Raw genomic sequence first — 12,113 nt, 5'->3', positions numbered from 1 at the left:
GAAGGAAAATCTATGTAATGATTATCGTTTCTTTTTTTTCATCTTTCTTCGCATCAAACAAGTCAAAAAAAGACCAACCCATCAAAAAGGTTGGTCCATTCTCCTATTATTTTGGTTCTGTTGTTGTCTCAGGTTTTGCTTCCCAGCTCTCAATTCCTTTTAACCCTTTAATAGAGTTGGAGTAGAAAACAGGATCCTTACCTTGTCTCTTTTGTTCTCGGTAATCTTTTAGTGCAGATATCGCGATCTTAGCTAATAACGTGATGGCGATTAAGTTGATGATTGCCATTAGACCCATAAATAAATCTGCCAGGCTCCACACAATATCCAGTTTGACAACCGCTCCGAAAATCACCATAGCAAGAACGGCCATTCGGTAGATAAATAGAGTGATCGGGCTGTATTTGATAAACTCGATATTGGTTTCCCCGTAGTAGTAGTTTCCGATAATTGAACTGAAGGCGAATAAGAATATAGCGACAGCGACAAATGTATCTGCCCATTCCCCTACATGGAAACTTAAGGCTGCCTGCGTCAGCTGAATGCCATCGATCCCTGTGGTGTATTGATCAGACAGGATGATCATGAAGGCTGTTGCTGTACAGATAAGCAGTGTATCAGTGAACACACCAAGAGTTTGAATAAGTCCTTGTTTAACGGGGTGAGTGACACCCGCAGATGCCGCTGCGTTTGGCGCACTACCCATACCGGCTTCATTTGAGAATAAACCGCGTTTGATACCCATCATGATGGCTGCCCCTACTCCGCCACTTGCCACTTCACGAATACCAAATGCATTTTCAAAAATGATCACAAACATATTTGGCAGCATGGTAATGTTCGTAATTAGAATAAAGAAGGCTAAAATCAAATAAAGAACGGCCATTACTGGAACGACAATTTGAGTTACACTGGCGATTCTTTTTACCCCACCGAAAATAACAAGTGCTGTTAGAACCGCTAGAATGATTCCTACTGTCATACGATCAAATGAATACGCTTCTTCCATTGCAAGAGAAATCGTATTGGATTGGACTGAGTTAAATACAAGACCGAAACAGAATGTAATGATAATGGCAAACAGGATTCCCATCCAACGGGCATTCAATCCCTTTTCCATATAGTAAGCAGGGCCACCTCGGTAGCCGTCTTTTCCGTCTTTCACTTTATAGATTTGAGCAAGTGTACTCTCCACGAAGCTTGTCGCTCCTCCTAGAAGGGCAATCAGCCACATCCAGAATACAGCCCCTGGTCCACCACCGGCAATCGCTGTTGCAACCCCTGCCAGGTTACCTGTGCCGACACGGGATGCGGTACTGATCGTGAAAGCCTGGAAGGAAGAAATGCCTCGTTTTCCTTCTGCTGAAATTGTGGTTTTATCTGTTAATAATCTTCCCATTTCTCCTAAGTAACGGAATTGTGCGAATTTAGTTCGTAATGAGAAGTATAAACCGAGACCGATAAGCGCCACAATCAGTATGTATGACCACATAAAATCATTCAAGCTGCCTATTATACTTGTGAATAAATCCATAATTGTTCCCCCTAGATGTTTGTATTTATGACAAATAATGTATGAATCTATGTATGTATACCCATTCAGACACTTTCTTAATCTATCAAAAAATAAATGCCTATTCAACTGATAAATTCATCTTTTTGAAAGAATATTAATTGTTGTACAATTTTTTACGGGTATTGTACAACAATCTTGAATGAATATACATATATTATTCGTCTTCCGTAAATAAAAACGACCAGAAATATTTCTGATCGTTTCTCTGAGTTGCTATTCTTTTGTTCCAGGTAGTAGTGATTCTGCCCACGTTTCACAAACAGATCCGCTAACCCCTTCATCAATCACAAATGATCCATTCGAGTAACGGTCATTTGGTCTAAGATCTGAAAGGAGCACTTCTTCTGTTTTTCCCTTTTTCGTGATCAGGCCTACCTTATCTGTATCTTTAACCACTTCTATTCTTACCACACGATGTGGGTTTGATTTCAATTCCCGCAGCATGATGACTCCACGTTTGGCACGGGATGTCTTTTCAAATTCGGCTAATTTCATTTTCTTTACTGCCCCCCGCTGGGTTGCTAAGAAAATATAATCCTTCACTGGGTCTTTAATGATCTTACCGGACACAACATAATCTTCATCTTTAAGGTTAATCCCTTTTACACCAGCTGCCCGTGGTCCGACGATGTTCACGTCTTCCTCGGTAAACCAAAGACCATAGCTTAGATGTGTAGCGATGAAAATGTCATAGGAACCATCGGTTAAGTGTACATCTACCAGCTGATCGTCTCCTTTTAAATTAATTCCTACAAGAGGACGGGAGTAGCGCTGTGCTTTGTACTGGGGAAGCTCAGATCTCTTGATCATTCCATTCTTCGTTACAAATAATAAATAATGGGATGGATCAAATTCTCTAATCGGTATCGCTTTTAGAACCTGTTCATCGCGATCAATCGGCACGATGTTCCCAACGTGCTGACCAAGGTCTTTCCAGCGAATATCCGGAAGTTCATGTACAGGGCAATAAATGTAATTCCCTTTGTTCGTAAAGACTAACAGTACATCCGTCGTATTCATCTCATACTGACCAAGGAGCCTGTCTGTTTCTTTCATGGCGAGATCCTGCCCGTTTGAAGCAGAATACGAACGTAGACTCGTTCGTTTCATGTAACCATCACGGGTAACGGTAACCATGACATCCTCACTGGCGATCAGTACTTCAAGGTTGATTTTAATTTCTTCAATCTCATCCTCAATTTTAGTGCGGCGAGCATCAGCGAACTGCTTTTTGATGCCTTTTAATTCTTTTTTGATTACACTGTAAAGTTTGTTTTCACTTTCCAGGATAGCCGTTAACTCAGCAATCGTTTTCGCTAATTCTTCAGCTTCTGCCTGCAGTGCGGTAATGTCTGTATTCGTTAAGCGGTATAGTTGGAGGCTGACGATTGCTTCTGACTGTGCTTCAGTAAATTGAAATTGCTGAATTAAATTATCCTTCGCATCACGTTTGTCTTTCGAAGCACGAATCGTTGCTATCACTTGATCTAATATTGACAGAGCTTTCATTAAACCTTCGACAATATGCTGGCGATCCTTCGCCTTATTTAGATCATGTCTGGTACGATTTGTCACTACTTCTTTTTGATGGTGAATATAAGCATCCAATAGTTCACGCAGTCCCATTAGTTTAGGACGACGGTTATGTATCGCAACCATATTAAAGTTATAGGCGATTTGAAGATCACTGTTTTTATAGAGGTAGTGTAAGACGCCAGTAGCATCTGCATCTTTCTTTAACTCAATGACAATGCGCATTCCATCGCGGTCTGTTTCATCACGAACTTCTGCTATTCCTTCCACTTTGCGATCTACACGGAATTCATCCATTTTCTTGACGAGATTCGCTTTGTTTACCTCATAAGGAATCTCCGTTATGACAATCTGCTGTTTGCTTCCGCGGATGTTTTCGATATCAGCTTTTCCACGAACAACCACTTTTCCTTTTCCGGTTTCATAGGCTTTTTTGATGCCGTCTACCCCTTGAATGATGCCACCTGTTGGAAAATCAGGTCCTTTTATGACCGTCATTAATTCATCCACCGTGCTTTGTGGCTTTTCCATACGCATGATTGTCGCATCAATGACTTCATCAAGGTGATGAGGTGGAATGTCAGTTGCATATCCTGCTGAGATACCAGTGGATCCGTTGACTAAAAGGTTCGGAAAACGTGAAGGCAAAACAGTTGGTTCACTGGATGTATCATCAAAATTTGGGATAAAGTCCACGGTTTTTTTATCGATATCACGCAAGAGCTCCATGGAGATGGCAGAAAGACGAGCCTCTGTATAACGCATGGCAGCAGGCGGATCTCCGTCGATGCTTCCGTTATTTCCGTGCATCTCGACTAAATATTTACGCACTTTCCACGTTTGACTCATACGCACCATGGCGTCATACACAGATGTATCACCATGTGGATGATAGTTACCAATAACATTACCAACGGTTTTCGCTGATTTCCGGAATCCTTTTTCCTGGGTGTTGCCATCCACGTACATGGCATAAAGGATACGTCTTTGTACGGGCTTTAACCCGTCACGTGCATCAGGTAATGCACGCTCTTGGATAATGTATTTACTATAACGTCCAAATCGGTCGCCAAGTACCTCTTCCAGAGGTAAGTCTTGATATCTTTCTACAGTTGTCATGTATTACCCCTCCTCTGCGACCGTAATGTTTTCATTTTCAAGAATACTTCCTTCTTCTTCTAACCCAAAAGCTACATTGCTTTCAATCCATTTACGGCGCGGCTCTACTTTATCTCCCATAAGAGTCGTCACGCGACGCTCAGCCCGGGCAGCATCATCAATGCGGACACGGATCAGTGCACGTGTTTCAGGATCCATCGTTGTTTCCCACAGCTGATCGGCGTTCATTTCTCCAAGACCTTTATAGCGCTGGATCATATAGCCTTTACCAACTTTAGAAATGGCTCCTTGAAGCTCTTCATCCGTCCATGCGTATTCAAGCTTTTGTTTCTTTCCTGCTCCTTTGCTTACTTTGTAGAGAGGAGGAAGTGCAATATAAACTTTCCCTGCTTCTAATAATGGTTTCATGTAGCGATAGAAGAAGGTTAATAGCAGAACCTGTATATGGGCTCCATCCGTATCGGCATCGGTCATGATGACAATTTTGTCATAATTGATGTCGCCGACGTTAAATTCCGGACCGACTCCGCCACCGATCGCATGTATGATGGTATTGATTTCTTCGTTTTTGAAGATATCCTGAAGCTTGGCTTTTTCCGTATTGATGACTTTCCCCCGAAGTGGAAGAATCGCTTGGAATTTACGATCACGACCTTGTTTCGCTGAACCTCCCGCAGAATCCCCCTCCACGAGATAGAGCTCGTTGCGCTGAGGATTTCTCGATTGAGCAGGTGTTAATTTACCAGATAGAACGGTTTCAGATCGCTTTCGTTTCTTTCCGTTACGCGCATCTTCCCTTGCCTTACGTGCTGCTTCACGGGCTTGGGCGGCTTTAATGGATTTTTTAATAAGAAGGGAGCTTGTATCGGGATTTTCTTCTAAGAAATATAGAAGGTGCTCCGAAACAACTGCATCCACAGCGGAACGTGCTTCACTCGTACCAAGCTTTCCTTTCGTCTGCCCCTCAAATTGAAGGAGATGTTCTGGTATACGTACAGAAACGATACTGGCCAGCCCTTCACGAATGTCGGTCCCTTCAAGATTTTTGTCCCGATCTTTTAGAATTCCAACTTTCCGGGCGTACTCATTAAAGACACGGGTCATGGCTGTCTTTGCTCCGGCTTCGTGGGTACCTCCGTCTTTTGTACGAACATTGTTTACAAATGACAGTATGTTTTCAGAGAACCCGTCATTAAATTGAAAGGCGAACTCCACTTCGATCGTATGATTTTCTCCTTCAAAGAAAGCTACATTATGAAGCACATCTTTTTCTTCGTTTAAGTATTGAACAAAGGCCTGGATCCCGCTCTCGAAGTGAAAGACTTCCTTCAGATCATGACGCTCATCAATGATTTCAATTTTTAATCCTTTAAGAAGGAATGCAGATTCTCTTAGACGCTCACAAATCGTTTCATAATTATAGGTGATATTACTGAAAATCTCCGGATCAGGTTTGAAATGGATACACGTTCCGGATTTTTTCGTTTTTCCGATTTTCTCAAGAGTGGTTTCCGGTTTTCCACCTTTTGTGAAACGCTGTTCATACTTCGTTCCATCTCTTTCAATCGTCACCACAAGCCATTCAGATAGGGCATTTACGACTGATGCACCTACACCATGCAATCCGCCACTGGTCTTGTACCCGCCTTGTCCGAATTTCCCTCCTGCGTGCAGCACAGTCAAAATGACTTCAGGAGTGGGCTTGCCAAGCTTATGCATTCCAGTAGGCATCCCGCGTCCTTTATCCTGGACAGAGATGCTATTATCCTTATGTATCGTAACAATAATCTCATTTCCGAAGCCTGCTAATGCTTCATCCACCGAATTATCGACAATTTCGTATACTAAATGATGCAATCCTCTTGAATCTGTAGAGCCTATATACATTCCAGGCCTCTTACGGACGGCTTCTAAACCTTCTAATACTTGAATGGCATCATCATTGTAATCCATGGTCTTATTCTGGTTGGCCACGAACATTCCCCTTTCAAAACTTCTCTAACCGTAAATAGTGCTTGTACGGTAGTATTGGTTATGTATATGTTAACTATAACACAAGAACGTTTGTTCGTTTACCTGTTTTGATCATTTCTCAGGTAAACCACTATGCTATATTGTAGCGTTTTATTTGATTTTCGCAAATGTAATTTCCTAGAACGGCTCTGATATCGGACTGTTTTCTTGTGTATGGACCGGATTTTTTAGTAATGAAAGTAGAAAAGCCCATCCGAAAAAAAAACAAGCGGTAAGAGCCGCTTGTTACGAGTGAGAGTTATTTGGTTAAAGCATGTTCAACCTTAATACAGCGATCCATAATGACTGTATACCCACGTTCTTTCAAAAAGCGATAAGCCTCTTCATTCATTACACCTTGTTGCGCCCAAAACACGTTAGAATCGATTTCATCAAATTCCTCCGCGATCTGTGGCAAAAATTCTGAGCGGCGAAATACATTGACAATGTCAATCGGTCCTTCAATCTCCTTCAGAGAAGATACCGCTTTAACGCCCAATGCGGTGTCAATGGTTGGATTTACAGGAATTATCTCATAACCTTGATCCTGCATCGCTTTCGATACCATATAAGATGTTCGTGCAGGATTGTCACTTAATCCAATCACGGCAATGCGTTTTGATTGTTTAAGGATGTTTCCAATTTCTTGTCGGGATGGGTTTTCCATAGATGATTACAACTCCTTCATCGTTCCTTATCCATTCATTCTTTAACTGTTCCTTAAGTCCTATTCTTCTTTTATACCATATTTCCCTCTAATTTATCAAAATTTTATAAATATACCTAAACAGAATGAAGTGTCAGATGGACAAAGGATGTTGCCATTCCTCTATCCTTTCTGACACTTCTAACATTTTACTCTTCAATTAATCCCTTGGATAGGAGAAATTCACGCGCTACGTCTTTAGGATCTTGTTTATCCATATCCACCTTGGCATTCATCTCACTCATCTCTTCCTCAGAGATTTGTCCTGCTAATTCATTCAGGACTTCTTCTACTTCAGGATGCTCTTCCAGAACTTCTTGACGGATGATAGGAGCGGCATCATATGGTGGGAAGAATCCTTTGTCGTCCGTAGTCGTTTTCAGATTGTAACGTTGTATTCTTCCATCGGTTGTAAAGGCCGGAATAATATCTACATCTCCGTTCTTAACTGCTTCATACATAATGTTCGGGTCAAAGCTTTCTTTCGCTTTGAATTCGTAACCGTAGGCTTCGGCAAATGCATCGTACCCATCACCTTCACGCTCATAGAATTGATGCGGCGCTCCAAAGCTTAAATCCTTCGATAGGGGAACAAGGTCAGAGAACGTTTTGGCATCAAAGTCCTGATTTTGAGTATAAGCAAGGGTATACGTATTCTCGAATCCAAGTGGCTTTAACCATGTCACATTGAACTTTTCTTCGTATCCTTTACGGACTTGAGATAGAATTTCTTCAGCTGAAGCCCCTTCCTTTGCTTGCTCTTTTAACACCGCTTCGAGTCCGGTTCCTGTGTACTCGATATATACGTCGATGTCGCCTTTTTCAAGAGCGGGTGTCAAAATCGATACTTCTCCCAGTCCTTCTTCCACTTTAACATCCAGGTCTGTTTTCTCTTTGAGAAGCTCAGCCATCATTTGTGTTAAAATAAACTGCTCTGTCCACATCTTACCTGAAACCGTAATCGTGTCTTTACCCCCTCCATTTCCGCAACCTGCGATGATGAAGGATAGGACTATTAATAAAATAACTGGTTTTAATTTCTTTTTCATTCTTACTCTCCTTTGAATGTGATTTATTTACGTGCTTTTAATCCTTTAGGTGTTGTCATTCTTTCAAGAAGCTTTAATAAAAAGTCGAAAGAAAGTGCAAGTAAAGCGGCAGGAATGGCCCCTGCAAGAACTAAAGAATTATTCCAAGTGGATAGTCCCCGGTAAATGAGGTCACCCAGTCCACCCGCGCCTACAAAGGTTGCAAGCGTCGCGACTCCCACCGTTAAGACAGTTGCGGTTCTTATACCCGCCATAATGAACGGCAGGGCGAGAGGGAGCTCCACTTTAAACAAAAGCTGTGAGTTTGTCATCCCCATTCCTCTGCCCGCTTCTATGACTCCCTCATCAACCCCGATGATCCCCGTGTACGTGTTCCTGAGAATCGGTAAGAGTGCATACACGGTCAGGGCAATAATCGCTGTGATACTACCTGTACCTAATAGGGGAATGAGAAAGCCAAATAGTGCTAAGCTGGGGATGGTTTGGAAAATGGCTGTAATCCCGATGTAAAATTCAGCTGTTTGTTTTTTTCGTGATATGTATATACCCAGCGGCAAAGAGATGGCAATCGCTATAAAAATGGATACGAATGATAAGTACAGATGCTCAAATAATCCGTTTACGATGGCATCCGAGCGATTTGAAATGGTGTTGATAAACAGTAGTGAGAATGTATTCATACCGAGCGTGCCTCCTTTTTCCCTTCTGAGGCTACTGCACGAAGAATCCCGCTGGCCGTGACGCTTCCTAGCTTTTGGCCGTCTTTAGTCACCATGAGATAGGTTTTTCCAGCCTCAAGTAGTACTCTTGCCGCTTCTTGGACCGTTGCGTCATAAGGTATTGAAGTATATTCCAATTCTTCATAGTGCACGTAATTTGTGTTGTCTTCCATCATGTCGATTACTTGCAGTTGAGTTTGTCGAGCGTTCAGGCGGTCCTCACCGATAAATGCCCGAACGAATTCATTTGCAGGTTGGGACAAAAGCTCTGATGGCGTAGCGATCTGTTCAATTTCTCCATCACGCATCACTGCAATTTCATCAGCGATCTTTAACGCTTCGTCAATATCATGTGTGACAAACACAATCGTCTTATGTATCGCATTTTGGATGCTTTTCAATTCATCCTGAAGCTGCTCCCGGCTGATCGGGTCAAGTGCACTGAAGGGTTCATCCATTAGAATGATAGGCGGTTCAGCTGCCAGGGCACGAATGACGCCCACCCGTTGTTGTTGTCCTCCGCTAAGCTCAAGCGGGTAACGTTTACGATACACTTCAGGATCAAGTCCGACAAGATTTAGAAGCTCATCTACACGGCCTTCATATTGTTCCTTCTTCCATCCTTTTAAACGTGGAATCAGACTGATATTCTCTTCAATTGTCATGTGCGGAAGCAATCCGATACGCTGTATGACATAGCCGATATTACGCCTGAGCTCCACTTCATCGGTTTTTGAAGTATCTTTACCATTAATCAGAATCGTTCCACTGGAAGGTGAAATGAGCTTATTGATCATTTTCATCGTGGTCGTCTTCCCACATCCGCTAGGCCCGATCAAGGCAACAAGCTTTCCTTTTGGAATCGTCAGGTTAATACCCTTTATGGCTTCTGTACCATCTTCGTAGACTTTCGTGACATTCTTAAATTCAATCATTTTTCCACCTGCTTTATGAACTGAGAAATTTTTCTAAACATAGAAGGGATACCCTCATTATACAAAAGGTAAACATGTTGTCCAAGGAATTGCCTTTGTGGCCTTAGTTTATGAATAATGTGGATTCCTCATACAAGATACTTCCTGGCTGTACAAGACAATAAAAAGCCGGCAAACTATTGTCTGCCGGCTTCAGGGTGTTGTTTGTTCTTTAACAGAATAGATTGTTCTACGATGATTCCTGTGATGGTTCCGAGAATCAAACCGTTGTTTAAAATGGAGGCGACCACTACAGGCATGTCTTTAAAAGCGGACGGGGGCACAAACATGGCTCCTACCCCTACAATGAGAGAAATGCCGGCGACAAAATGGATTCTTTCGACGTTCTCTTCTTTTCTGTACTCTCCGAGAGCAAGCCCGACCATTTTGATGAAGATGACCGTGGTAACGGCATAGCCAACTGGAGCTGGAAGACTTGCGAATAGATTCATCACTTTCGGGATCAGACTGATGATCATAATGAGCGCACTTCCAAGGAAAAAGGGAATAATGGAATACATCCCTGTAGCGGCAACAAAACCGGCAGACCCGGAAATGGGTACAGAACCAATGGCTGAGAATACTCCACCGAACAGCTGATTCAATCCCGAAGCAAAGCCGCTCTTCGTAAATCTTTCATATGTGGGCTGTCCCTTTGCCTTCATAACCTCTTCCATCACTCGAATGGAAGCAATCATATTGGTCGTTAACAAGAATGTAATGAAAATGGATGTCACAATGACTCCCGTATCGAATACAGGTGCTCCAAAGACGAACACATCCGGTAGTGAAAACCAGCTGTCAGAAACAGTCACGCTTTCACCCAATCCCATGAGAATGAAGACTAGCCATCCCGATAGTAGGGCAAGAATAATGGAGTATTGTTGGATCCACTTTCGTTTATGACCTGAAAAGTATAATGCCAAAAGGATGGTTATGATACTTCCTAATAAGACAAACGGTTGAAGAGATTGTCCTTCATGTTGTATCCCGAACATCCCTTTGATAAAAGATCCGCTTAATTGAAGAATCAATAGCATTAAGTAAATAAATGTAATCGCTGGTGTAAATAAGGTTGATAACTTCTTTAATAGTCCTGTTGCAGACAGAATAAAGAAAATCACACCACTAACAATCATCCCCCCCTGTAAAACGGTCAGCACTTCTTCGTGACTGCTGTACAGGGTTCCTGAAAAGCCCGCATAGATGGCGAAAACCCCCCACCACAATCCGGCGGGGCCTTCATTAATGGGAAGTTTATGACCAACCAATGCTTGGATAAGACTGGCAGCCCCTAACACAAAGATGGTCCGCTGAATGAACCCTGCCGTATCTGCCGGAGACAATTGAAACAGGTCAGCTATGGCAATAGGAGCGGCGATTGAGCCTGCGACCATAAAGGCCACCCATTGAAAGCCCGATAAAAATAATTGCATATGTGTACACCTTCATTTCAACTATGTAAAGTGAGTCTATTTTAACATACTTCCCTCCTTGTGAATCAGATTTATGAGGAATAAAAGATATTATCTACTTTTATGAACAGGTACTAATTTTTTCACTTATTTTCTCCCCATCCTATGGAAAACATGTTAAAATAAGAACGGATTAGTTATTTTAAAAGGAGCAGTGATGATGATTTTTGCCCTTATACTTGTATTAGCTTATTTATTAGGCTCCATCCCTTCAGGATTACTGATTGGGAAGACGTTCTACGGTAAAGACATCCGTGAGCATGGAAGTGGAAACCTTGGCGGAACCAATACGTTCAGAACCTTGGGTGTGAAGGCCGGGATGATTGTCACAATCATGGATATTTTAAAAGGAACGGTAGCCACTCTCTTACCATTACTATTTGAAAGTGATGTACATATGTTATTGGCTGGCGTATTTGCTGTGATTGGTCATATGTATCCCGTGTTTGCAAACTTTAGAGGAGGAAAAGCAGTAGCAACCTCTGCGGGTGTTCTTCTAGGCTATAATTACATCTTATTTTTAATTTTATTGGCTGTCTTTTTCATCTGTTTGTATGCAACCAAGTATGTATCACTCTCTTCAATGATAGCAGCAGTGCTCGCCTTTACGTACTCCATCTTCACGGGAGATATTCCACTCATTATAGTCGTTGGAATCCTGACCATTTTCGTTGTTTACAGGCATCGTGCGAATATTGTCCGAATCAAAAATAAAACGGAACCTAAAATCAAATGGCTGTAGTAAAAAAGCGACCTAAGCAACAGGCTCCTCCTTATTCTATAGGAGAGTTTCTGCTGCAGAGGTGGCTTTTTTTATGGTTTTAGTTCAATCAAATAGGTATACCTTTCCAGTCGTTTGAGAAAGATGATGGATATCAAAAGGTTAACAACATCATGATTAAACAAAATAGTTTAAAATTCACAAAAATATGATAATATACTTCAGTAT

9 protein-coding genes are annotated in these 12,113 nt (G+C 42.0%); 1 reads left to right on the top strand and 8 read right to left on the bottom strand.

The window, feature by feature from the left end:
• Window positions 1–106: 106 nt before the first annotated feature.
• The 8 genes from ACIFOD_RS20805 to ACIFOD_RS20770 form a co-directional block, all read right to left on the bottom strand.
• Window positions 107–1,534, bottom strand: a complete 1,428-nt coding sequence (locus ACIFOD_RS20805; RefSeq protein WP_430316091.1) for an alanine/glycine:cation symporter family protein — start codon at window positions 1,532–1,534, stop codon at window positions 107–109.
• 255 nt (window positions 1,535–1,789) lie between these two features.
• A complete protein-coding gene (gene parC / locus ACIFOD_RS20800) occupies window positions 1,790–4,228 on the bottom strand; it encodes a DNA topoisomerase IV subunit A (protein WP_430316090.1) in 2,439 nt (812 codons plus the stop codon).
• A gap of 3 nt (window positions 4,229–4,231) precedes the next feature.
• Entirely contained in the window at window positions 4,232–6,202 is a 1,971-nt protein-coding gene (parE, locus tag ACIFOD_RS20795; protein WP_430316089.1) for a DNA topoisomerase IV subunit B, read from the bottom strand.
• 298 nt (window positions 6,203–6,500) lie between these two features.
• Window positions 6,501–6,908 (bottom strand): CoA-binding protein, encoded by a 408-nt coding sequence (locus ACIFOD_RS20790; protein WP_430316088.1) that lies wholly within the window; start codon window positions 6,906–6,908, stop codon window positions 6,501–6,503.
• Window positions 6,909–7,096: 188 nt separating this feature from the next.
• Window positions 7,097–7,996 carry a glycine betaine ABC transporter substrate-binding protein gene (locus ACIFOD_RS20785; protein WP_430316087.1) on the bottom strand — a complete coding sequence of 300 codons (900 nt, stop codon included), beginning with the start codon at window positions 7,994–7,996 and terminating at the stop codon, window positions 7,097–7,099.
• A gap of 23 nt (window positions 7,997–8,019) precedes the next feature.
• Window positions 8,020–8,676: an ABC transporter permease gene (locus ACIFOD_RS20780; RefSeq protein ID WP_430316086.1), complete on the bottom strand. Its 657-nt coding sequence runs from the start codon at window positions 8,674–8,676 to the stop codon at window positions 8,020–8,022.
• Window positions 8,673–9,650 carry an ABC transporter ATP-binding protein gene (locus tag ACIFOD_RS20775; RefSeq protein ID WP_430316085.1) on the bottom strand — a complete coding sequence of 326 codons (978 nt, stop codon included), beginning with the start codon at window positions 9,648–9,650 and terminating at the stop codon, window positions 8,673–8,675. Before ACIFOD_RS20775 ends, ACIFOD_RS20780 begins: the two co-directional genes overlap by 4 nt.
• A 176-nt stretch (window positions 9,651–9,826) precedes the next feature.
• The gene (locus ACIFOD_RS20770) at window positions 9,827–11,125 is read right to left on the bottom strand and encodes a purine/pyrimidine permease (RefSeq protein ID WP_430316084.1); all 1,299 of its coding nucleotides are present in this window, start codon (window positions 11,123–11,125) and stop codon (window positions 9,827–9,829) included.
• 199 nt (window positions 11,126–11,324) lie between these two features.
• Between ACIFOD_RS20770 and plsY the strand changes: the two genes are divergently transcribed.
• Window positions 11,325–11,906 (top strand): glycerol-3-phosphate 1-O-acyltransferase PlsY, encoded by a 582-nt coding sequence (gene plsY / locus ACIFOD_RS20765; RefSeq protein ID WP_148969316.1) that lies wholly within the window; start codon window positions 11,325–11,327, stop codon window positions 11,904–11,906.
• Window positions 11,907–12,113: the final 207 nt, after the last annotated feature.

This window comes from Rossellomorea sp. NRS-1567 (genome assembly GCF_050467885.1).
Classification (GTDB): domain Bacteria; phylum Bacillota; class Bacilli; order Bacillales; family Bacillaceae_B; genus Rossellomorea; species Rossellomorea aquimaris_C.
This window is presented reverse-complemented; position numbering and strand designations above follow the sequence as displayed.